Source organism: Prochlorococcus marinus str. NATL2A (assembly GCF_000012465.1).
GTDB classification, from domain to species: Bacteria; Cyanobacteriota; Cyanobacteriia; order PCC-6307; family Cyanobiaceae; genus Prochlorococcus_B; species Prochlorococcus_B marinus_B.
Genome location: NC_007335.2, coordinates 595,191 through 619,170, shown reverse-complemented (window position 1 = coordinate 619,170; position 23,980 = coordinate 595,191). Strand labels below are relative to the sequence as shown.

Sequence of the window (23,980 nt, the reverse complement as noted above, 5' to 3'; positions counted from 1 at the left end):
TCAAGTCTCTCTTCCTTTGATAAGTTCATCCAATTATTCATGTCAAATTTTTGTTCTGAATGTTCTTGAAGTTTTTTCTTCTTCTTTTTGGAAAGAAATTTAAAGAGCATTATTTTTTCTAAAATTAAATTAATAACAGACTTAAAATAAATTAGATTTATTTAAGCATCAATTATAGGCATATTATTTGTTTTATGAAGATATTTTAGTTCCCCTCACCCAGCTTCCAAAGATTTACACCTGTATCTTCAACTTCTTGTCGATTAACAACAGATCTTGTATCAAAGACCCAAGCTGGTGATCTCATTAAAGAAGCTAAATAATTCCAATCAAGTCCAAAGAATTCATCCCATGCAGTGAGAATTATAACTGCATCAACATTTTTCAATGCTTCTGGAATAGAACTGGCCATTTTCCAAATTCCTTGATTATTAAATGAAAATTTTTCAAAATCTTCTTCTATTCTCTCAAATGTAACCTTAGGGTCATAAATTGATAAAATTGCTCCTTCTTCGAGTAAGTCACTGGAAATTCTTATCGCAGGTGATTCTCGGGTATCGTTGGTGTTTGCCTTAAAAGAAAAACCGAGTATTGCTATATTTTTTCCATTAACTGTACCAAAAAGCTTCTCTAGGACAATTTTATAAATTCTATCTTGTTGCCAAGTATTGAGCACGACAACTTGATTCCAGTAATTAGCAACCTCTGGTAATCCAAAATATCCACTCAAATAAACTAAATTCAAAATATCCTTTTTAAAGCAGCTCCCACCAAACCCAGGTCCTGCACTAAGAAATTGATTACCTATTCTTTTATCTGTTCCTATTGCTTTAGCAACTTCCTGAACATCAGCTCCAGTAGCCTCACAAAAGGCTGAAATAGAATTGATGGAACTAATTCTCTGAGCTAGGAATGCATTAGCAGCTAATTTTGAAAGTTCGCTACTCCAAAGATTAGTACAAATTATTTGCTCATAAGGAACCCAGTTCAAATAAATCTTAACCAATGCATCTATAGAGTCAGAATCCTCTCCACCAATTAAAACCCTATCAGGTTTTTCTAAGTCATTAATTGCGGTGCCTTCAGCCAAAAATTCAGGATTCGATAAAACAGAAAAAGTTTTTGAAATTTCATTTTTTTGCATCTCTTTATCTGTTGTCTTAAGTATCTCTTTTATTGCCTGTGCAGTACGAACTGGAAGAGTACTTTTTTCAATTACTATCGTGTGTCCTTTTGCGTATTTAGCTACTTGCCTTGCACTAGCTTCAACCCAACTAAGATCACTTGCTTGTCCTGCTCCAAGACCTTTTGTTTTGGTGGGAGTATTGACTGATATAAAAATCATATCAGCATCAGATATCGACTTTTCCATTTCTGTGCTGAAGAAAAGGTTCCGCCCTCTTGTTCTTGAAATTATCCGATCTAGTCCAGGTTCAAATATTGGCAATTTATTGAGATCTGAATCATTCCATGCATCAATTCGTTCTTTATTGATATCAACAACCCTAATTTCTAAATCAGGACATTTATCTGCAATAACAGACATGGTTGGACCACCTACATAACCAGCGCCAATACAACATATTTTCTGGATTTTAATGGAGCTCATTTAAAATAATTCATCATTTTTTTTCAGCAATCAACTTTTTAATTAACTGATCTAGATCCGACTTCGAGAAAATATATTCCCTACTCTCCTCATCCTTTTGTTTATCCCTTAATTTCTTCATTAATAACTGACCTTTAGATACCTCATCCTCACCTATAACTAAGGCCCATTTAGCCCTACTTTTATCTGCTCGCTTAAATTGTTTTGAAAAAGATGAACCTGAGTAGTCCAATTCAATAATTAAGTTAGATGACCTTAACTGACAAGTAATTTCCAAGGCAAGTTGCTCAGCTTTTTTACCTTTATGAATCACATAAACATCTGGAGATTTTGACTGTAAAATTTTATCTCCAGCTAGAATAATAAGCCTTTCCATTCCAATAGCCCAACCGATAGAAGGAGCTTGAGGCCCCCCAAGTTCACTTATCAAACCATCGTAACGTCCTCCTCCACATACGGTAGCTTGAGAACCTAAATGATCACTTGTTATTTCGAAAGCTGTATGAGAATAATAATCAAGTCCTCTTACCAAATTATAATTAATTTCATATGGAATCTTTAGATTAACGAGTAACTCCTGTAAATAATCAAATCTAGTTTTACTCTCATTAGATAAAAAGTCGATTAAAGAAGGAGCTTCAGATAAAAGTTCTTTTGTAGAATTATTTTTACTATCTAATATTCTCAAGGGATTAACATTAATTCTTTTCTGAGAATCTTCATCTAACAAGTCAAATCTCTGATTAAGCCAATCTTTTAACTCTTCTTTGAAAATATTGCGATCTTCATTACTTCCAAGACTATTAATTTCTAAAGTCAACTCATTTAGACCAACATCCTTTAAAAAGTTCCAAGCTATTGAAATAACTTCAGCGTCACTAATAACAGAAGCTAATCCAACAAATTCAACTCCTATTTGATGGAACTGCCTTTGTCTTCCTGCTTGAGGGCGCTCGTATCTAAACATTGGCCCTCTATACCAAAGTCTTTGAGGGCCTTTATTTAATAATCCATGCTGAACAATTGACCTCGCAACAGATGCTGTACCCTCAGGTCTCAATGTGCAAGAGCGACCACCCCTATCGTCGAAACTATACATTTCTTTGCCTACAACATCAGTATTTTCGCCAATCCCCCTTGAAAACAATTCTGTTTGTTCAATAATTGGTGTTCTAATTTCTTGAAGCCCAGCTCGACTAAAATGTTCAAGTGCAATTGATTCGACCTTCTGCCAGCCCTGACTCTGAGCAGGTAAAAGATCTACCATTCCTCTTAAATTCTTGAGATTGGTCAAAGTAGCTTCAGCAAAATCATTTGTTATTCGTTTAATAGTAATTGTTTAAGTAAACTGTAAAATAATATTTATCCCTGAGTTTTGCTAAACCAAATTGGTGAGACTTAAAGCAGGAAGGGCACTAAGCCTAATTCTCTAGTCGAGTAGCGCCTGAATATTTAACCAACCAATAATTAACTCTTCTTCTCACATTAAAAGGCATTTCATTTTGGAGTTGAATTAATTCCATAGCTCCAAGTCTCTTTAGATCTCTTGAGTCAAGACTCCACATTTTTTCAGCTTCACAAATTAAACGAGCCCAGCTTCTTGAATGCTGCCATTGCCTGAGACGCTTTTTTAATTCGTTATTGCCAGCCTTGCTTTTAACAAGGGGACGCTGACCAACTATATTTTTCTTAGTGGTATATTTTCTCATAAATCAATCATGGAGAAAACTCTAAAAAACTCACTAATCAATACATTAAACAAATAGCAAAGATTTGAAATGAGTACTTTATGAAGAATCTACTTCAAGAATGAAAGTCAACCTCATGAACAGGAAAATCTAATTTCTCCTTGTCTCTACGACTCATTTTCCTAGACCAAGCGCCCTTAATTGCATCATTCCACCTAAAGCCAGCATTTTTCGCTAAATACCTGTCCTCATAGGAGATCTCAGCTCGAAGCAAAACTTTTGGCTCTAAAGCTCTAATCAGTAGTTTTTCAAGTTCGCTACATCTTATAAAAACCTCTGCCAGATATATGCAATCGGTCAAAGCTCTATGTGCATTCCAGACCGGCACACCATAAGCCAATGCAAGATCTCTTACAGAAGGACGTGTCTTCAATTGTCTATCAGCTGGCCAAGTTATATCGTCCATAGAACATATCCATGGTTTTTCAATCTGAGGCAATTTCTTGAGACCAAACCATTTCTTATCAAATTCTGAATTGTGAGCAACAATCACATTTGATACTCGAACTAAAGATTCAAAATATTTAATTGCTTCAGAGAGAGGTTGAGGCAATCTAGTTATTTCAGCAGGAATATTGTTTATTTTTTCTGCGTTATTAATTTCAACTGGTAAAAGAAAAGATTGCTGCGCTAGCACCGATCTACTTTTTACATTAAAAAGGATCGAACCTACTTCAAGACAATCATCATTTTCATTGTCAAGGCCAGTGGTTTCAGTATCCAAAATCAAGATATTCTCAGGGAAATGTTCATTCCTTAAGATTCCGAACCGTTCATCCTTTGATTGGAGAGGACTTTGTACTACTAAATCTTTTTCCTTTTCATTAGCAATTTCTTTAGTTGTTTCATCTAAAAAGTTAAGCTGCTCACTCTCTTTTTGATGATTCTGCTCTTCTTTCACTTCAAAATTAATTAGTCGTACTTCTATTATCATCAAAAAAACATAGTTGAATAAAAACTTAGTAGAACATTAAAAATAAAAGATACTTATTTTTAATTTATAATCGTTTTCTAGTTCTCTTAAAGAGTGATTATTCATCGATGAGCACTTTTAAGCGTATAAGCGATGTTTCTTGCCAATGGCCATCAAGACCAGTTGGTCTTATAGAACTAATTGGAGGTAGCTATATATCAATCAAGCCCGAAGTTACATACAAAAGACTTATTTCTTGTCTTTTAAAAAAAAATTTTGCTGTTCATTCATGGGGCTATATCCCTAACTTTGATCATCAACTACAAGCAAATCAAGCGTGGAAACAATTCCGTCAATCTCGAAAAATTCTTGAAAAAAGAATTGGTTTAATACCAAAATCAATTAGACTAGGACATAGTCTTGGATGCAAATTACATTTACTAGCGCCGGATGGAGGAAGAAATTGCGATGGTTTAGTAGCTATAAGCTTTAATAATTTCAGGGCAGATAAATCTATACCTTTACTTAGAAAGATGTCTAAAAAGCTTAATTTTCAAACTGAATTCAGTCCAAGTCCTAGCGAAACATTAAATCTTGTTAGAGAACACTATGAGCAAATAAACAATCTATTAATTAAATTTAAAAACGATAACTTAGATCAAAATGATTTTTTACTTAAATCATTAAAGGAAAGATCCGCTGATAAATCTAAAATCATGAATCTAGACGGAAATCATCTAACCCCAGTAAGCGTGGGACTAAGAGAAAAATTACTAAAAGCTAATCTTCAAAATTCTTTAAAATACGAAAATATTAATTTAATAGTCGATCAAATAATTCATTGGGAAATCTTAACTTCTTAATTTATCTAAAACTGATCTATCCTCAAGGGTACTTGTATCTCCGCTTATTTCATCTCCTGAAGCCAGTGCTCTCAAAATTCTGCGCATTATTTTTCCACTTCTTGTTTTAGGAAGAGAATCAGTAAACTTAAATTCATCAGGTTTAGCAATAGGGCCTATTTCATTCACGACGTGTTTTTTTAATTGTGCCTCAATATTTTCATTTGCTTCTGCGCCAGTTCTCAAGGTTACAAAGGCTACGATTGATTCTCCTTTTAAATCATCAGGTCTACCCACAACTGCGGCCTCTGAAATGAGCTCATGACTAACTAAAGCTGATTCTATTTCCATTGTTCCAAGCCTATGACCAGAGACGTTTATAACATCATCAACTCTCCCCATAACCCAAAAATAACCATCTTCATCTCTTCGAGCCCCATCTCCAGCAAAATACATATAGCTATTGTCTGAAGGTTTTAAATACTCCCAGTAACTCTCTCTAAATCTTTTTTCGTCTCCATAAACATTCCTCATCATTCCAGGCCAAGGTCTTTTCACTACCAAATATCCACCCTCATTATTAGCGACAGAATCCCCATCTGAATTGACTACATCGGCTTCAATTCCGGGTAAAGGGAAAGTTGCTGATCCAGGTTTCGTTGGCGTCGCCCCAGGGAGAGGACTAATCATCACTCCTCCAGTTTCTGTTTGCCACCATGTATCAACTATCGGGCATCGACCTCCTCCAATAACATCCCGATACCATATCCAAGCCTCTGGATTAATAGGCTCTCCAACAGTTCCTAAAAGCCTCAAACTAGATAAATCATATTGGTTAGGAATCTTGTTACCCGCTTTCATAAAAGCCCTTATAGCAGTTGGAGCAGTGTAAAAAATCGAAATTTTATGCTTCTGAATGACATCCCAAAAAGCTCCTGGATTTGATGGTCTAGGAACTCCTTCATACATAACAGTGGTTGCACCATTAGATAGTGGACCATAGACGATATAACTATGTCCGGTTATCCAACCCACATCAGCCGTGCACCAATAAACATCATTTTCACGAATATCAAAAATCCATTTAAAAGTTAAATGAGACCAAAGGTTATACCCAGCTGTTGAATGAACTACTCCCTTTGGTTTGCCTGTAGAGCCTGAGGTATACAAAACAAATAAACAATCCTCACTATCCATTTGTTCCGGCAAACAATCATCTGCTTGACTGTCTACAATTTCATGCCACCAATAATCTCTACCATCATCCATGGCGATATTTTTTTTTGTCCTTTGAACAACTAAAACTGATTCGACCTTTGGACAAGCACCACCTCCCAATGCTTGATCAACAGCATCTTTGAGAGGAATTACTTTATCTTTTCTAAAACCACCATCAGCTGTAATTATTGCTTTCGCTTCTCCATTAATTAATCGGTCCCTTAGTGCCTCAGAGGAAAAGCCTCCAAATACTACTGAATGCGGAGCTCCAATCCTTGCACATGCAAGCATTGCAATTGCAGCTTCGGGAACCATAGGCATATACAAAGCGACAAGATCTCCTTTACCTATACCTATAGACTTGAGTGCATTGGCGGCTTTGCATACTTCTTTGTGTAGTTGTTTGTAGGTATATTTTTTCTTATCACCTGGCTCACCTTCCCAAATCAAGGCGACTTTGTCAGCCGTTGAACTATTTAAGTGACGATCTAAGCAGTTAAAGGAAATATTAGTTTTTCCTCCATCAAACCATTTAGCGAATGGTGGATTGGACCAATCGAGTACTTTATTAAAAGATTTAAACCAGTGCAATTCTTCTCTAGCAGCGTCACCCCAAAACTTATTTGGATCTGATTTGGCCATCTCAGACATTTCCAAATACTTTGAAAAAGATGAGATCCTACTTTTACTGGAAAAGTTATCAGAAGGGGGGAAAACTCTCTGCTCCTGTAGAACAGACTCAATAGAGTTAGAATTGTTTGAATTCATGAAAGATAAAAACAACTTTTCATTTATTTCATTCAAGCTATTTCTGACCAAAAGGCTTGAATAGTGAAACTCTTATTTAAAACAAATTCATAATGAAGAAAAATTGGAATTTTCCTAAAGCATTTTTATTTGATCTTGATGGAGTTCTAATTGATTCAGAACCCTTACATGGACAAGCATGGAAAGAAACCGCCGCACTTTTTGATCTAAATTTAACCCTTGAGCAACTAAAACTCTTGAGAGGAAAAAGAAGAATTGATTGTGCCAATGAACTAGTTAAATTGATTCCAAAGACAGTTGAGGTGAAAGACTTACTAGACCGTCATAGACCCATCTCAAGACAACTCATCCTTAGGGCCCAAGCAATGCAAGGTGGAGAGAGCTTGGTAGAAAGATGTCATAAGAACAATATCCCAATGGCTTTAGTAACTAGTAGCAGCGCTGAATCTTTCCAAATAAAAACGACTCAACACAAATGGATGAATCTATTTTCTGTAATAGTTCTTGGCGATGAAAAATTGCTAGCGAAGGGGAAACCAGCTCCAGATCCATATCTACTAGCAGCTAAAAAATTAAATATTGCTCCTCAAGAATGCTGGGCTGTTGAAGATTCAATTGCTGGAGTATCTTCAGCCTTAGAGGCTGGATGTTATGTTTTATTTTTAAAAGCACAAAGTGAAGAACTTCCGAAAAAAGAAGATTTGGATCAACACCTTAATTTAAGACAAATCAGTCATCTAAAAGAAATTGATCAAATATTGAATGAATATTAAGTTAATAAAGTCTGCTAATAACAAATTCAGGTAATTCTAGTAAAGCTTTTTTAGATGGTGAATCTGGCAACCAAGAAATAGAATCTTTTGATTCAGATGCAAATTGTTCGGCTAATTCTCTTGATTTTTTAATCGCACTTGAATCTCTTACGAGAGATAGAGCTTGATCAAGATCATCTTTTTGGGAGAATTTACCATTAATAAGTTCACTAAGACTTGGGTTTTCTTCCAAAGCATAAAAGACCGGGGCAGTAAGATAACCACTCTGAAGATCACTAGCCGCTGGTTTACCTAGTTGTTCATCATTTCCCGTAAAGTCGAGAATATCATCAACCACTTGAAAAGCTAATCCTAATTGTCTTCCAAAAAAATAGAGTGAATTTAAGCTCTCTTGATCGACATTAGATAAAACACCGATAGCCTTGGAACTATTAGCAATTAGAGAGGCAGTTTTACAATAACTTTTTTCTAAATAACTCTCAAAAGATTGACTTGAATCGAATCTATTAAGACCCTGTTTTATTTCACCTTCAGCTAGATCCATAATCACCCTACTTAACAATTTAACAACCTCTAAATTCTCAAGATTTGCTAAATGCCAACTTGCTTGAGCAAAGAGAAAATCTCCAGCAAGAACAGCTATCCTTGGATCAAATCTACTATGGACAGTTTCAACACCTCTTCGGGTATCAGCTTCATCAACGACATCATCATGAACAAGAGAAGCGGTATGAATCATCTCAGTAATCTGGGCCAATTTCCGATGCTTCAGAGGAAGTTCCTTTTCAGAAGTCAAAGCTCTTGAAATTAATAAAACAATTCCAGGTCTTAAACGTTTACCGCCTGCACTAAAAAGATGTTCTGCAGCAGCCTGCAAAATAGGGTGCCCAGCACCTATGAGGCTGCGAAGATCCAAAAGCAACGCTTCTAGATCAAGTTCTACTGGTTGAAGGATTTCCGTGGCTGTGGTCATAAAACCGCTCTACTTTTTGATATTAAGAGACCCAGCCCTTCTTCTGCAGTGAAACAAGATTAACTTCAGGAAATACATTTAACCAATGCTTTGCTTTATTGGGAAAATGTTTAAGGTTAGAGGTTACGTAAAACTTTAAATCAACAAAATTTTTATTCTTTGAATAATTGCTTGTTTTTGAATCAATAAACAACTTTAATTTAAAAGAAAGAGCTTCTGCGGGGTCAATCAATTTAACACTTGATGGTAAAACCTTTCTCAGAGAGGGGGCTATGAGAGGATAATGACTACAACCAAGAATTAAAGAATGAATTTTTTGTTTTAAAAGAGGTTGTAAATACCCAGTCGCAACATCAGTAATATCATCTGAATTAATATTATCCATTTCAATCATTGGAACAAATGCAGGGCATGGTTGCTCAATTACAAAAGTTTTTGGCTTGAATTCTAAAATCGCATTTGTATAAGCTTTTGTTTTTACTGTAGAAGGAGTTGCGAGAACACCCACCCTAGATTCCTGAATGGTTGAGGCAGCAGAGCCAATCAAGTCAAAAACAGGGATATCTAAATTTTTTTTAAGTATGTCCAAGGCAATGGCATTTGTTGTGTTACAGGCGACCAAAAAGGCGTCAATTTTTTGATATCTAAACCAAGATGATATTTCTTCAGCAATTTTTTTGATCTCATTAGTCGTCTTTATTCCATAAGGAAGTCTTGCTGTATCAGCTAAATATATAAATGAATTATTGGGACATAACTTAATAACCTTTTTTAGAACAGTGAAGCCTCCAATACCACTATCAAATAATCCAATACGCATATCTAATTTGAAATTTTTAGATAGTTAAGTATTCCCCTAGCAATAGCAAAAGACATTTTATCCCTATAAACTTTTTGTCGTAACAAATCGGCGTCATACATACCAGTAACAAATCCAATTTCTACTAAAGCTGCAGGCATTGATGTTTTTCTTATCACATAAAAGCGTGATCTACGAACACCCCTATCAGGACTTTGCGGAGAAACAATCAAAATTTGTTTTTGTATATTTTTTGCTAAAGAATAGCCTTTATAACCAGAGTAATAATAGGTCTCTAAGCCGTTAACTTCTTTTCTCTTACCTCGTGTTGCATTTGCATGAATACTAACAAAAACATCTGCTTTTGAATTATTAGCCTTGGTAACTCTTGGCTGTAAGTCTAATGTTCTCTCATAATTCCGAGTTAAAATAGTTTTAACTCCTTTATTTGTTAGAAAATCTGAAACACTCTTTGACACTTCTAAAACAATATCAGTCTCTCTTAATCCATTAATTCCAACAGCACCAGGGTCTGAGCCACCATGCCCTGGATCGATAACAACTTTATACTTTCCATAGGGTACATTTGGTAAAGAAGAAACATCTAAATCTTCAGGCTTTATTTTTTCATAAGTTCTTTTTATTGAGTTTCTTAGAATATTACCTTCTTCAATCGGACGAAAAGAATTACTTTCTAGACCAATAAGTTCCAACTCCCAGGTATTTGTTGATATACCAATTAATTGTAATTTTGAGGGTTCTAATTCTACTGATGGCAGGAATTCAATAACAAGCCTTGTTATACCCTTAGAGGGTTTTCCTAGCCTGATTTCCTTAACTGATCCATTACCTTTAATAGTCCTAGGGCGGCTTAATTCTCCAGTGAAATCGATCCAAACCCTATCACCCTTATCAGTAGTTGAGGATTGATAAAAAGCATCTAATTTAGCCCCAGAGGAAGTTCGTAATTTAAGACTACCGTTGCTAGTTAAGGCCCAAGCGGCAAGAGCACTAGCAGATCTTAGAGGTAAAGAAATAAAGAGATTGGAACAAAAAATAAATCCCGCAAACAATCCCAGTTTTGACATTAAAGATTGATCTTTAAACATCAAATAAAAAGCTCTGTTTTTCGATGTTTCAGGCTGGGCATTTGTCCTCTAATTCTCTCTACTCTTTCTTTATCAGCAGGAGCTATTGCTGCTCCTTGAACAACCCCTGCATCTGCTAAAACTGTCCCCCATGGATCAATTACCATCGCATGCCCATGACTTTGTCTTCTGCCATAGTGACGACCAGTTTGCGCTGGTGCAACAACATAAGCAGTGTTTTCAATAGCTCTTGCTTGGAGCAAGACTTGCCAATGATCCTTTCCCGTAAAAGCTGTAAAAGCAGCTGGAATCATTAATAAATCTGCGCCTTTATTTACCAAATCCCGATAAAGTTCAGGGAATCGCACATCGTAACAAATAGATAATCCAATTTTGCAAAGACCAGGCACATCAACTACTGGTGGAGATTCACTTCCTGAAACAATTGTTTCAGATTCCCTATAAGTATTTCCTTCAGGTAGATCAACATCAAAAAGATGAATCTTGTCATATCTTGCTAGAGATTGACCGTCCTTTCCAAACAACTCGGCTCTATTTAAAGTTCTTATTCCATCTCCAGCTGGAACAGGGAAACCACCTCCAAGTAAAACAACTTGATATCTCCTTGCCATTGTTACTAAAAAACTATTGCATTTTTCATATATTGAAGATGCAATTTTTAATTTTTTCTGATCTTCACCCAAAAATGCAAAGTTTTCAGGAAGTCCAACAAGATCAGCCCCACGCCTTGCTGCTAACTCAATTTGTTCTTCAGCAGCATTGAGGTTTGAGTCTATGTCTGAGGTACTTGTTAGCTGTAAGGCCGCAGCCAAAAAATCTGACACTGAGTTAAAAAGAAAATAATTTAAAAGTTAGTTAGAGCGAAGTACGCCCATCTCAATCTGTTTTGGAATAACAGAAAGGTTATCCAAAGAAGCGCAACAAGCAAAATCATCATCATGATTACCTATTCCTGCAAGTCTTTGTCCATGACTTGCAATACGTAAACATCCTTCAACATCATTTTCCCAATTTTTCCATAGTGCTACGGAGGCCATTAATTCATCATTTACTATCTGCACAGACTCTAATTGATCCATTAAAAGAGAGGCTAAAGCCCCAGCAGCTAAAGAATCTTCTAAAGAATATGAACCTTCCCAACCACTACCAACAATCCAAACTTCTTTAGGATTATCACTTTTCAATCTTTCAGCAATAGCTTTTCTATTTGGGAGTGCCATTGTGTACAAACTTTTGGACTCTCTAACACGATGTAATGATCTTGTCCCGTTGGTAGTGCTCATAAAAACTCTTTTCCCTTTTACACTCTCAGGTGAGACTCCCAATGGGGAGTTTCCCAAGTCAAATCCATCTAATTTTTTTCCACCTCTCTCTCCAACAAGTATTTTTTCTTTAGAGTCAAAAGTCTTTGCCTGATTTTTAAGTTCATCAACATCTGCAAACACTTGCACTGAATCAGCTCCGTTTTCCAGTGCCCAAGCAATAGTTGTTGTAGCTCTCAGAACATCAATCACTACTGATGATTCAGGAATAATTCCATCAGGAACATCTGCCGCTACATAAAAATAAGAAAGTTTCATTTCCACAAAGGCTGATAACTTGCGTCACAGTAACTAGATAAATAGGTTAATCGTGCAGACCTTCATGAAATTATTTCGTCAAGAACCTCTTACACGGGACATAAGAGATTTTCTTACTCTTTTAGAAAAGAAAGGACAACTGAAGAGAATAAGCAGTCCAGTTGATAGTGACCTAGAAATTGCGGCCATAAGTGATCGAGTCCTTGGGATGGGAGGTCCTGCTCTACTTTTTGAAAATGTAAAAGGATCATCAATGCCTGTTGCAGTGAATTTACTTGGGACGATGGAACGTGTGGTGTGGAGTATGGGTTTAGAGAAGCAAGAAGAATTGGAAGATTTAGGGAAGAAATTAGCTCTTCTTCAGCAACCACGTCCTCCGAAAGGGCTGAAAGAAACCAAAGCTTTTGCTTCAGTTGCATGGGATCTACTTAAAGCACGTCCAGATATTGATCTATTGCCACCATGCCATCAACAAGTAATTAGTGAAAAAGACTTGGATCTAAATCATTTGCCACTTTTGCGTCCCTGGCCAGAGGATGCTGGGGGAGCCATCACTTTAGGCCTCGTAATAACGAAAGATCCAGAAACAGGCGTGCCAAATGTTGGTGTTTACAGACTCCAAAGACAGTCTGCAAAGAGCATGACAGTCCATTGGTTAAGTGTCAGAGGAGGAGCCAGGCATCTTCGCAAAGCAGCTGCAATGAATAAGAAACTAGAAGTAGCTGTTGCTATTGGAGTTCATCCACTTCTTGTCATGGCGGCAGCAACTCCCATTCCAGTGCAGCTAAGCGAGTGGCTTTTTGCAGGCTTGTATGCAGGAGAGGGTGTTCGATTAACCAAATGCAAAACTATTGATCTTCAGGTACCAAGTCATAGTGAAGTTGTTCTTGAAGGGTCTATATCTCCTGGAGAAGAGATGATGGATGGTCCTTTTGGAGACCATATGGGCTTCTATGGGGGTGCTGAGTCCTCACCTTTGATTAGATTCCAATGTATGACTCAAAGAAAAAAACCAATATTCTTAACAACTTTTAGCGGAAGGCCTCCAAAAGAAGAAGCAATGCTGGCAATAGCATTAAATCGAATTTACACACCAATACTTAAACAACAAATACCTGAAATTATTGATTTTTTCCTTCCGATGGAAGCCTTGAGTTATAAGTTGGCAGTCATATCAATTGACAAAGCTTATCCAGGTCAAGCTAAAAGAGCTGCTATGGCGTTTTGGAGTGCTTTACCCCAATTTACTTATACAAAATTTGTCGTCGTCGTCGACTCCACAATTAACGTAAGAGATCCTAGACAAGTCGTTTGGGTCTTATCCAGCCAAGTTGACCCTCAAAGAGATTTATTTGTGCTAGAAAACACTCCTTTTGATACCCTTGACTTCGCGAGTGAAAATATTGGCTTAGGAGGGAGATTAGCTATTGATGCAACAACAAAAATTGGCCCAGAGAAAAATCATGATTGGGGCAAACCACTAACAAGACCGAAAGAGCTTGAAGACAAAGTTGATGAAAGATGGGAAGAACTAGGGTTATCGGAACTGGAAAACAAGAAACCAAGTCCAGAATTATTTGGGTATGTTATCGATGAACTAATGCGTCAAAAACAAATAAACAATTCATAAATCAGGAATAAAGCTTATCGATAAATAAAATATAAAAAAATATATTGTTTTTTCTTTGAACGCCCCCACTAAAGATCAGTCTTTAAGAAACCTTCAAAAAGGAGGGGAGCTCTGTGGAAAGGTGAAAGTACCTGGAGATAAATCAATCTCACACCGTGCACTACTTTTTGGGGCTATTGCTAAAGGGAAAACACTAATTGAGGGCCTTTTACCTGCTGAAGATCCATTAAGTACTGCTGAATGCCTTAGGTCAATGGGCGTAAAGATTAGTCCAATCAAGAAAGGAGACATTATTGAAATTGAGGGCGTTGGATTAAATGGCCTCCAGGAGCCACAAGATATTTTGAACTGCGGAAATTCAGGAACAACTATGAGATTAATAATGGGATTATTAGCCGGTCAAAAAGATCATCATTTCATCCTCACAGGCGATAAATCACTAAGAAATAGGCCGATGAAAAGAGTAGGACAGCCGTTAAAAATGATGGGGGCTAAAGTTTTCGGAAGATGCGGTGGAAACTTGGCTCCTCTATCGATTATCGGGAATAAATTAAGAGGTGCCGTAATTGGTACGCCAGTAGCTAGTGCTCAGATAAAATCTGCAATCCTACTAGCTGCTCTTAACGCAGAAGGCTCAACGACGGTTATTGAACCCGCCAGATCAAGAGATCATAGCGAGAGAATGCTAAAAGCCTTCGGAGCTAATCTTGAGGTTGGTGGAGAAATGGGTAGACATATAACTGTTTCCCCTGGTAAAGATCTAAAAGGTCAATCAATTATTGTTCCAGGGGATATTAGTTCCGCTGCATTTTGGCTCATTGCAGGTAGCATCATACCCGGATCAGAGTTGGTTGTAGAAAATGTTGGTCTAAATCCAACAAGGACTGGAATACTTGACGTATTAGAAGAAATGGAAGCAAATATCAACGTAATAAACAAAAGAGATGTAGCCGGTGAACCTGTCGGAGATATTGAAGTTTTCTACAAAGAAAACTTAAAACCATTTAAAATTGACGGTGAGATAATGCCACGGCTTGTAGACGAGATACCCATTTTATCCGTAGGAGCATGTTTTTGTAATGGTATCAGTCAAATAAAAGGAGCAAGTGAACTAAGAGTTAAAGAAACTGATCGATTAGCTGTAATGGCAAGGCAATTAAAAAGGATGGGAGCCAGCGTAGATGAGCATCAAGATGGTCTAACTATCTATGGAGGAAAAAGCTTAGAGGGATGCGAACTTGATAGCGAGGATGATCACCGTATAGCCATGAGTTTAGCTATTGCATCAATAATGGCTAATTCTAATTCGACATTACGACGTAGTGAGGCTGCAGCTATTTCATATCCTGATTTTTGGAGTGATCTTAAGAGACTTCAACAAAAAAATTAGCTTTCTGAGAATTGGATGATTATAAAAAACATACGACAAAAGATGGGAGTTTAAGTCTTTATAGCTTGAGCTATGAAGAAGGATTTCATGACAAGGACGGAGCCCTCAGAGAATCAATCAATAAATATCTATTACCAGCTCAATTAGAAGAATTTTATAACGCTAAAAAAATTGTTGTTTTAGATGTTTGTATGGGCTTAGGATACAACACTGGATGTATTCTCGAAGAGTTACTTCAACGCAATATTAAAATCGAATGGCATGGACTTGAGATTGATCAAAAGCCTCTAAATCTTGGTCTTAATGAAAAAATATTTCAAGAAATTTGGTCTTCAAAAGTATTAAATTTTTTTAATTGCTTAAACATATCGGGGAAATGGACTGAAGGTTTTAACCAAGGAACTATTCACTGGGGGGATGCGAGGCAAAAAATATTCGAAATACAAGATTCTCTTAGGTTTGATTTAATTCTTCTTGATCCTTTTTCTCCACAAAAGTGTCCCGAGCTATGGAGTGAGGAGTTCATCTCTTTATTAACCGAAAGGCTATCTACCGAGGGCCGCTTGATTACATATTCAACTGCTGCCTCAATTAGAGCGAGTTTCAAAAGAGCTGGTTTAAACATCTATTCAATAGTTCCATCAACCGATGATCAAAGAAAATGGAGTTCAGGGACAGTTGCTATGAAAAAGAAAATTGAACAACAGTTGATTGAAAAAAATTGTCAGATTAAAGAGCTAAGCACCAAAGAAGTAGAACACCTTGCTACGCGTTCATCAATTCCTTATAGAGATCCAACAGGGAAAGGAAACTCTAAAGAAATTATTTCAACAAGAGAAATAGAGCAATCTAAAAGTCAATTAATAAACACTTCATCATGGAGAAAACGATGGAATACTGCGCGATAGCAATAAAGCAATTAGATTTCTAAAAAAATACTCTAATGCTTGCCATCGCAATTTTAGCGGCTGGAAAAGGTACGCGAATGAAAAGCAAGCTGCCTAAGGTCCTTCACCCTTTGGCAGGAAAATCACTTATTGATAGGGTTTTGTCTTGTACTCATGGGCTCAAGCCAAACCGTAGATTAATAGTTGTAGGACATCAAGCTAATTTAGTAGAGGACTCTCTGAGAAAACATCAAGACTTAGATTTTGTTCTTCAGCAACCTCAAAATGGAACAGGACATGCGATTCAGCAATTAAAGCCTAGATTAAAAGGGTTTAATGGGGAACTTCTAGTATTAAATGGCGATGTACCACTACTAAAAGAGGAAACGCTAAGTTCGCTGTTAAAATTTCATAAAGAATCCAACGCGAGTGTAACTTTTTTATCTGCAAGTTTAGACTCACCAACAGGATATGGACGAGTATTTACAGATGAGTCCGGACTAGTAAAAAAAATCATCGAAGAGAGAGATTGCACCAATGAACAGCGAAAAAACAAATTAATAAATGCAGGTATATATTGTTTCAATTGGCAACAATTATCAGATGTATTAAACCTATTGTCTAACCAAAATAGTCAAAATGAAATTTATTTAACAGATACTATAAGTTTACTCAAAAAAGCATTGCATTTTGAGGTAGACAATCCATTTGAGATCAAAGGCATTAATGATAGAGTTCAACTATCTGAATGCGAGCATTACATCCAAGAAGAGCTTAAATCCTTATGGATGAGCAAGGGAGTTTCTTTTGTTGATCCTATTAGTTGCTCTCTAAGTGAGGATTCAAACTTTGGTACAGACGTAATTATTGAGCCACAAACTCATCTTCGCGGTAAATGCAGTATTGGAAATGGATGTCATTTAGGACCAGGTAGTGTCATAACAAATTCAACTCTTGCAGAAAATGTATTAGCCATTCATTCATTCATCAATGAGGCAACGATTGGAAATAATACATCAATTGGCCCATTCGCCCACATAAGACCGGAATCAAACATAAGACAAAATTCTAAAATAGGAAACTTTGTAGAAATAAAAAAAAGTTGTATTGGTGAAGGAACAAAAATCAATCATTTAAGCTATGTAGGTGATTCAGCTCTAGGAAAAAATATTAATATTGGAGCAGGTACTATCACAGCTAATTTCGATGGTAAAAATAAACATAGAACAATTATTGATGATTATTCAAAAACCGGTGCGAATTCAGTACTTGTTGCACCCATCAAGATTGGAGCACATGTAACCATTGGTGCAGGCTCAACAATAAGTAAAGATATTCCAGATAAAAGTTTAGTAGTTGAAAGATCAAAAGCAATTATTAGAACTAAGGCTGATTAACTATAACGGCGAAGTTATTTCTGTAAATAAGGTAATACTTTTTCTAATTCCAACTTACGACTACCTTTAATTAAAATATTGTCTCCCGGTGAAAGCCATGGTAGTAGAGACATGGCCGCATCTTTTGGGTTACTTACTACATCATGATTTGGTAATTCTTTAATTGTCTTTTTTATGATATTAGATTCCTCTCCACAAGAGACGAAAACAATACCAGTTAGACCTAATTCAATTGCTTTTTTAAGAACTTTCTGATGCAGTAAAATACTCTCAGAGCCCAACTCAAGCATCGTACCTAAAACCGCAAAATGTCTACCAGGCTTGCTTACCAATAACTCTAGAGATGCAATAACAGATTCAGGAGATGCATTGTAAGTCTCATCTAATACTAAATATTGTCCACAATCAACCAATCTATTTCTTCCTATTGGCATATTTATTTTTAATTGATCAAGTTTCTTTATTGATAGTCCTAATTCTGTTGCGACAGTTAATGCCAGAAGAAAATTCATAGCATTATGTCTTCCTTCAAGGGGCAATTTGAATTTTCTTCCCTCAAAAAGAATGAAATTATTTTGCATATCAATTTGAGAAATATAATCTGGTTCAATATCTTGAAAAGCAAAATGCTCATTATTACAATCTAACCAATTCAGTGAAAAGCCCTCTATCTCTACTCGAACAATACGTCCTGACCATTTTTCTAACAAAGCTTTTTCTAAGATGTAATCGCCAAAAGGAATAATCACAACACCATCAGGGCTTAAGTATGAGGTGATTTCTGACTTGGCTTTTGCAATATTTTCTCTACTACCAAGAATGCCAATATGAGCTTGTCCCACATTTGTAATTACAGCTATATCAGGTTCAGCGACTCGAGAGAGACGTGTAATTTGACCAAAACCACGCATACCCATTTCAAGAACAAATGCAGCATCTGTTTCCGACCCACTAAGCAAAGTTTTTGGAACACCTATATCATTATTTTCATTCCCTCTGCTAGAGACAATTTCACCAAGAGGAGACAATATTGCTCGAATCAATTCTCTTGTAGTTGTTTTACCAACAGAGCCAGTAACAGCAACTACAGGAAGATTTAAATTTCTTCGATGAAGCAATGCGATTTGTTGATATGCGTACAGAGTATCTGGAACCACCCAGTGAGGTAGGCCAATTGGTACCAAACCATTATATTTTTCAGAAACTACTGCTGCCTGTATACCAAGATCAAAAGCCATATCTAAGTAATCATGAGCATCAAATTTATTACCTACCAAAGGGACAAAGAAATCACCTTTTTCGATTGTCCTCGAATCAGTAGATATACGACCAATAGGTAAATCAAGATCTATTTCCTTTTGATTATCTAGCGTCCCCCAAAGTTTAATTAAATCCTTAAAAGTAATATCCATACAAATATTTGAATAGAAGCAAAGTAATCTAAATACTCAAAAATCCTATAATTTTATTTTTTTGCCTTTTCTTGAAGGATCTGCTTCTTGGCCATAAGAAAACTTTTCAACCTCTGCCGCATCAGGAGAAGGCTCCTTAATTCCACAAACGTCTTTGTACATTAATTCATATTCCTTCGCGGATCTATCCCAACTATATTTATTTGACATTGCTCTTAATTGCAACTGCTTCCAACTTTTTTGATGTCTATATTCTTCCCAAGAACGAACTAATGATGTATAAAAGTCAATTGGTTCATACCGATCAAAGCAAAATCCGGAACCTGTTTCATTCATGGGGTTATAAGGCTCTACTGTATCTACTAAACCACCTACTTTCCTAACGATCGGAATTGCACCATAACGCATAGCTAATAACTGACTGATACCACACGGCTCAAAGCGACTAGGCATTAGGAATGCATCAGCGCCTCCATAAATGAGCCTAGATAATGCATCATCGTAAGTAAGAAAAACAGAAAAACGACCAGGATATTCAATCGCAAGTTGCCATAAAGATGACTCTAAATAGCGATCACCCGTCCCAAGAACAACGACCTGAGAGTCAGTATAAGAAAGAAGCCTATTAGCAACTTGTAGTAAAAGATCAATACCTTTTTGGTCAACAAGCCTACCAACCATTCCCATTAGATATTTATCAGGGTTCACTTCCAGTCCCATTCTTTCTTGCAGGACTCTTTTATTAATTGCTCTACCAGAAATATTATCTACACTAAATTTAGCTGGCAATGAATTATCCGTTGCTGGGTTCCACTCATCTAGATCAACTCCATTTAATATTCCTCGTAATTTCCCAGAAATATAATTTAAAAGTCCCTCTAATTTTTCTCCATATTCAGATGTTCGAATTTCTCTTGAATAAGTTGGAGATACTGCATTCACTCTATCCGCATACAACATTGCTGATGCCATGGTGTGATCACCATGCATATACCAAGGGCACCAAGTTATTTGATCAAGCTTCCATCTCCATGGGCCTTGATATTTGAGATTATGAATAGTAAATACCGTACTGATTTCGGGGTCTTGATGCATCCAAACTGGAATCATTCCAGTATGCCAGTCATGACAATGGAGGACTTGTGGTTTCCATGAGTTCCATGCAAATTCAGAGACTGCACTAGCAAAAAAAGTAAATCTCCAATCTTCATCTTCTCCTCCGTAAATACGCTCAGAATCAAAACATGGATGTCCAACTAAATAAATTGGCAACCCATTAGAGGGATGCTTTGTTTCAAAAACAGAGAAGTCAACACCCATTGTGTTGGATCGAAAGATAGGTTCAGGAGCAATATCCATCAACGTCCATAATTTTCCATACCCTGGAATTATTAATCGAACGTCATGTCCAAGTTTTTTAAGCGCAGGAGGTAATGAACCAACAACATCACCCATACCTCCAACCTTTATCATTGGGGCGCATTCAGCAGCAGCAAAAAGTATTCGCATTTAATTCATGAAAAAGAAAGATTTATTTTTTGGATAAACCAAATAAAATCATGGAAGCCATTTTGATTCGGAGAAATCAGGATCCCTTTTCTCCATAAAAGCATTTCTTCCCTCCTTTGACTCATCAGTCGTATAAAAAAGATGTGTTGCCTGGCCAGCTAGCTCTTGGATACCTGCTAATCCATCTGTATCAGCATTAAAAGAAAATTTCAAACACTTTATAGCTGTGGGACTGTTTTGAAGTATTTCCCTCGCCCATTTAACTCCTTCTGACTCGAGTAAATTAATTGGTGAGATTGCATTTATTAGCCCCATATCCAATGCTTCCTTCGCTCCATATTTCCTGCATAGGAACCAAATTTCTCTAGCCTTTTTTTGACCTACAACCCTTGCTAAATAACTGGAACCAAACCCTGCATCAAAACTCCCAACTTTAGGTCCTGTTTGTCCGAAAATTGCATTATCTGCAGCCAAGCTCAGATCACAAATTAAATGTAAAACATGTCCTCCCCCTATAGCGAAACCAGGGACAAGCGCAATAACTACTTTAGGAAGGCTCCGAATTATACGTTGTAAATCAAGAACATTTAAACGAGGAATTCCATCATCTCCAAGGTATCCTCCACTTCCACGTATAGCCTGATCTCCGCCAGAACAAAAAGCGAACTTTCCATCTTTGGAAGGCCCTACCCCTGTAAATAAAACAACTCCAATTTTTGGATCTTCTCTTATTCGAATAAATGCATCACAAAGTTCTGAAATTGTTTGAGGTCGAAAAGCATTTCTTTTCTCAGGACGATTTATTGCAACACGAGCAATTCCTTCTGTGCTTTTATCAAGCAAGATATCTTTGTATTCACCAACAGAAACCCATGAGGTAATAATTTCCCCAGGGAGAACTCTTCTAGACATATTGTTATTGTTAGGAGTAATAGGTTTTAAAGTCATTTTTTAATTAAATTTAGTCAAAACTTGATAAATTCTCAGATAATGTTTTTTTTAGGTCATCACTTAAATTTACTCTCAATCTATGATCTTCAATAGAGTTAGTACAAACTCTTATTAATACATTTGTTGACAAAGAAAAACTCCATTCAATTGCTTTTTCTAAATCATCCAAGCAAGCAACTTGCTTATATTTCAATCCATAGGCTTTCGCAAGTGTAAGATGACAAACTTGCTGAGGCATAAGAAAAATGTCTTCAAAATCGCCTTCTTCAATTCTATCTATATTTAATTGATTAAATATACCCCCTCCACCATTATCAATCATGATTACAATTAGACTAATATTTTTATCCTTTGAAAATAGCCAACCATTTGTATCATGAAGAAGTGCTAAATCACCTGTAACCAATACCATTCTCCCCATAATTATTGATAATCCCATACCCATTGAGAGTGTCCCATCAATTCCTGATGCCCCCCTAAAGCCAAAACACCTCCTCAGGAAAGCCCCCTCACCTGAATAACTCAACCAATCTCTTATGGGACTACTTGAAGCAATCATCACAGGGATAGACTCTGGTAACAAGCGAGGAAGCAATCTAGCTAAAGCAGGTTCAGTAATTAACCCATTTCTGAATAACCTTTTATCAAGCCAATCATGGATAAATAAATCATATTTTATAAGCTCTTTAATCAACTTTTTACTAACAATTTTTTTATCTATTGCTGGCTTTACCGGAATAACCTCAAGCATTTTATCAACCCAACAAGAAAATCCTTCACTAAATTGTGTCGAGCCACCTATGGGATCAAGATTTCGAGAATCTCCCTCAGTAATAAGTAATTGAAATTTCCCAGGTTTTTTAAGCCAAGTTTGTAATTCTCTACTCGGAGGTATTGGACCCAATCGTAAAACTTGAATCTCTTTGATTTTTTCAAATAAACCTATTGAGAAAAAAAGATCCCAGTGATTTATTAAACCCTCTTGATCATTTTCAACCCCAGAGAGCGGATCCGCAAGAATTGGCCATCCAGTTAATTTTTGCCATTTCTTTAATGCGCCCCTAAAGGAATTAAGTTGTTTTACTTTTCCTCTCCATGGCCCAACAATAATTATTCCCAAAGAAAATGGATCTAATTTTAGTAGTTTTAAAGATTGAAAACTTTTAACAACCTCATCCTTAGTTGGAGTGATTTTTCCCTTTAAAAATCCTTCAATGACCCATCCATCAAGAACTTTTTTCTGATCAAGTTCGCAAGGATGCAAAGGCTCTTCATAAGCAAGGTTAATATGAACTGGTCCGGGGATGTTAGAAGCCATTTCGAATGATTTTCCAACTAGAGATGTCAGTCTTTCTTTAGAAATCAAATGAATTCCTTCTTTTGGAGATTCATCAAAATGTCTACAAACAGACTTAAGAAAATCCTGTTGATTAACTGCTTGATTGGCTCCACATTCTTTTAATCGCAAAGGTCTATCTGCAGTTAAAAACAAGAGAGGATGGCATGACCTATCTGCTTCAACAGCAGCCGGCAAAAGATTTGCGACAGCACTTCCAGAAGTTGTAATGACACAACTTACTTGCCCACTAGCTGCACTTATTCCCAAAGCAAGGAATGCAGCTGACCTTTCGTCAATTGATGTTATGAGAGTTAATTCTTTTCTTTTAGAGAGACTTGCTGCGGCCAAAGCTAGAGGGCCTGATCTGCTACCGGGGCAAAGGACAAAATATTTCACTCCCTTAGCTACTAGAGTTTTAAGGAGCTCTAAGCTGATAAAAAAATTGTAACGAGCTAGTGAAATTGTCAAAAGAACAACTACTTGGATTTTTGTAAAAAACTTTCCAACAAGTAACTAAAACAAAGAAAATTCATGACATCTACTGGATCAAAAAAGAATCAAAACCAAAATAGCTGGAAAGGATTGTTGGTTTGGATATTAATTGCGCTTTTATTAAGATGGCAAGCAGTTGAACCTAGATGGATTCCATCTGGATCAATGATTCCAACTTTGCAAATTCAAGACAGAATATTGATAGAAAAAATAACCCCAAGACTTAATAATAAACTAAATAAACATTTAAATTTAAACACGATTGTTATTTTCAAACCTCCCAAAATTCTTACAGAAGCAGGTTACAGTGATGGTTCAGCGCTAATTAAAAGAGTCGTTGGCTTACCTGGAGACAAAATAGAAGTAACTGATGGGAAACTATATAGAAATGGAAAAGAAATAAATGAACCTTGGATTAAAGAACCTATCCAATATGAAATGGACGCAATAAATGTACCTGAATATTCACTTTGGGTCTTAGGAGACAACCGAAATAACAGTTTAGACTCTCATATCTGGGGAGCTCTCCCAGAAAAAAATCTTATAGGTACGGCGCTTGCAAGGTACTGGCCATTAAAAAAAATAGGGCCTATTCGGTTCCCATAACCTAAATTAATTTTTTTTAGTGTACATTTTGCGAT

At 36.5% G+C, this 23,980-nt stretch carries 21 protein-coding genes; 7 read left to right on the top strand and 14 right to left on the bottom strand.

From position 1 onward, the window contains the following. Window positions 1–205: 205 nt before the first annotated feature. The 4 genes from PMN2A_RS03250 to PMN2A_RS03235 form a co-directional block, all read right to left on the bottom strand. Entirely contained in the window at window positions 206–1,609 is a 1,404-nt protein-coding gene (locus PMN2A_RS03250; RefSeq protein WP_011293596.1) for a nucleotide sugar dehydrogenase, read from the bottom strand. 13 nt (window positions 1,610–1,622) lie between these two features. Next, complete coding sequence (hisS, locus tag PMN2A_RS03245; protein ID WP_011293595.1) at window positions 1,623–2,903, bottom strand: histidine--tRNA ligase; 1,281 nt, start codon at window positions 2,901–2,903, stop codon at window positions 1,623–1,625. Between the two features lie 127 nt (window positions 2,904–3,030). Continuing rightward, on the bottom strand, window positions 3,031–3,318 hold the full coding sequence (locus tag PMN2A_RS03240) for a hypothetical protein (protein ID WP_011293594.1): 288 nt from the start codon (window positions 3,316–3,318) through the stop codon (window positions 3,031–3,033). A 94-nt stretch (window positions 3,319–3,412) separates the two neighbouring features. After that, window positions 3,413–4,291: a 3'-5' exonuclease gene (locus PMN2A_RS03235; RefSeq protein ID WP_011293593.1), complete on the bottom strand. Its 879-nt coding sequence runs from the start codon at window positions 4,289–4,291 to the stop codon at window positions 3,413–3,415. Between the two features lie 107 nt (window positions 4,292–4,398). Between PMN2A_RS03235 and PMN2A_RS03230 the strand changes: the two genes are divergently transcribed. After that, window positions 4,399–5,133, top strand: coding sequence for a DUF1350 family protein (locus PMN2A_RS03230; RefSeq protein ID WP_011293592.1), 735 nt, complete (start codon window positions 4,399–4,401; stop codon window positions 5,131–5,133). Here the strand turns inward: PMN2A_RS03230 and acs are convergent. Further along, window positions 5,122–7,098, bottom strand: a complete 1,977-nt coding sequence (gene acs, locus PMN2A_RS03225; protein WP_011293591.1) for an acetate--CoA ligase — start codon at window positions 7,096–7,098, stop codon at window positions 5,122–5,124. The genes PMN2A_RS03230 and acs overlap by 12 nt on opposite strands. A 92-nt stretch (window positions 7,099–7,190) precedes the next feature. Between acs and PMN2A_RS03220 the strand changes: the two genes are divergently transcribed. Then, the gene (locus PMN2A_RS03220; RefSeq protein WP_011293590.1) at window positions 7,191–7,871 is read left to right on the top strand and encodes an HAD family hydrolase; all 681 of its coding nucleotides are present in this window, start codon (window positions 7,191–7,193) and stop codon (window positions 7,869–7,871) included. Between the two features lies 1 nt (window position 7,872). On the opposite strand, the gene sds is transcribed toward PMN2A_RS03220, so the two are convergent. From sds to PMN2A_RS03195, 5 genes are read right to left on the bottom strand one after another with little or no spacing between them, the layout of a single operon-like run. After that, the gene (gene sds / locus PMN2A_RS03215) at window positions 7,873–8,844 is read right to left on the bottom strand and encodes a solanesyl diphosphate synthase (protein WP_011293589.1); all 972 of its coding nucleotides are present in this window, start codon (window positions 8,842–8,844) and stop codon (window positions 7,873–7,875) included. A 22-nt stretch (window positions 8,845–8,866) separates the two neighbouring features. Continuing rightward, complete coding sequence (gene murI, locus PMN2A_RS03210) at window positions 8,867–9,664, bottom strand: glutamate racemase (RefSeq protein ID WP_011293588.1); 798 nt, start codon at window positions 9,662–9,664, stop codon at window positions 8,867–8,869. Window positions 9,665–9,666: 2 nt separating this feature from the next. After that, window positions 9,667–10,752, bottom strand: coding sequence for an N-acetylmuramoyl-L-alanine amidase (locus PMN2A_RS03205; protein ID WP_011293587.1), 1,086 nt, complete (start codon window positions 10,750–10,752; stop codon window positions 9,667–9,669). After that, window positions 10,752–11,576 (bottom strand): carbon-nitrogen hydrolase family protein, encoded by an 825-nt coding sequence (locus PMN2A_RS03200; RefSeq protein WP_011293586.1) that lies wholly within the window; start codon window positions 11,574–11,576, stop codon window positions 10,752–10,754. The genes PMN2A_RS03205 and PMN2A_RS03200 overlap by 1 nt, the downstream gene beginning before the upstream one ends. A 27-nt stretch (window positions 11,577–11,603) precedes the next feature. Further along, on the bottom strand, window positions 11,604–12,332 hold the full coding sequence (locus PMN2A_RS03195) for a 2-phosphosulfolactate phosphatase family protein (RefSeq protein ID WP_011293585.1): 729 nt from the start codon (window positions 12,330–12,332) through the stop codon (window positions 11,604–11,606). A gap of 64 nt (window positions 12,333–12,396) precedes the next feature. Between PMN2A_RS03195 and PMN2A_RS03190 the strand changes: the two genes are divergently transcribed. Genes PMN2A_RS03190 through glmU form a run of 4 tightly spaced genes read left to right on the top strand, consistent with a single transcriptional unit; the run spans window position 12,397 to window position 17,636 of the window. Then, window positions 12,397–13,962: a UbiD family decarboxylase gene (locus tag PMN2A_RS03190; RefSeq protein WP_041710949.1), complete on the top strand. Its 1,566-nt coding sequence runs from the start codon at window positions 12,397–12,399 to the stop codon at window positions 13,960–13,962. A 55-nt stretch (window positions 13,963–14,017) separates the two neighbouring features. After that, the gene (gene aroA, locus PMN2A_RS03185) at window positions 14,018–15,352 is read left to right on the top strand and encodes a 3-phosphoshikimate 1-carboxyvinyltransferase (RefSeq protein WP_011293583.1); all 1,335 of its coding nucleotides are present in this window, start codon (window positions 14,018–14,020) and stop codon (window positions 15,350–15,352) included. Window positions 15,353–15,363: 11 nt separating this feature from the next. Then, entirely contained in the window at window positions 15,364–16,260 is an 897-nt protein-coding gene (locus PMN2A_RS03180; RefSeq protein WP_011293582.1) for an MnmC family methyltransferase, read from the top strand. Window positions 16,261–16,295: 35 nt separating this feature from the next. Then, a complete protein-coding gene (gene glmU, locus PMN2A_RS03175; protein ID WP_011293581.1) occupies window positions 16,296–17,636 on the top strand; it encodes a bifunctional UDP-N-acetylglucosamine diphosphorylase/glucosamine-1-phosphate N-acetyltransferase GlmU in 1,341 nt (446 codons plus the stop codon). 14 nt (window positions 17,637–17,650) lie between these two features. Here glmU and PMN2A_RS03170 read toward each other — a convergent pair whose 3' ends face one another. From PMN2A_RS03170 to menD, 4 genes are read right to left on the bottom strand one after another with little or no spacing between them, the layout of a single operon-like run. Then, the gene (locus PMN2A_RS03170) at window positions 17,651–19,048 is read right to left on the bottom strand and encodes a UDP-N-acetylmuramoyl-tripeptide--D-alanyl-D-alanine ligase (protein ID WP_011293580.1); all 1,398 of its coding nucleotides are present in this window, start codon (window positions 19,046–19,048) and stop codon (window positions 17,651–17,653) included. 45 nt (window positions 19,049–19,093) lie between these two features. Beyond that, window positions 19,094–20,557 carry a glycogen synthase GlgA gene (gene glgA / locus PMN2A_RS03165; RefSeq protein WP_011293579.1) on the bottom strand — a complete coding sequence of 488 codons (1,464 nt, stop codon included), beginning with the start codon at window positions 20,555–20,557 and terminating at the stop codon, window positions 19,094–19,096. A 48-nt stretch (window positions 20,558–20,605) separates the two neighbouring features. After that, window positions 20,606–21,505: a 1,4-dihydroxy-2-naphthoyl-CoA synthase gene (menB, locus tag PMN2A_RS03160; protein ID WP_011293578.1), complete on the bottom strand. Its 900-nt coding sequence runs from the start codon at window positions 21,503–21,505 to the stop codon at window positions 20,606–20,608. Window positions 21,506–21,518: 13 nt separating this feature from the next. Then, window positions 21,519–23,315 (bottom strand): 2-succinyl-5-enolpyruvyl-6-hydroxy-3-cyclohexene-1-carboxylic-acid synthase, encoded by a 1,797-nt coding sequence (gene menD / locus PMN2A_RS03155; protein WP_011293577.1) that lies wholly within the window; start codon window positions 23,313–23,315, stop codon window positions 21,519–21,521. A gap of 63 nt (window positions 23,316–23,378) precedes the next feature. Between menD and lepB the strand changes: the two genes are divergently transcribed. Further along, a complete protein-coding gene (lepB, locus tag PMN2A_RS03150) occupies window positions 23,379–23,945 on the top strand; it encodes a signal peptidase I (protein WP_011293576.1) in 567 nt (188 codons plus the stop codon). Window positions 23,946–23,980: the final 35 nt, after the last annotated feature.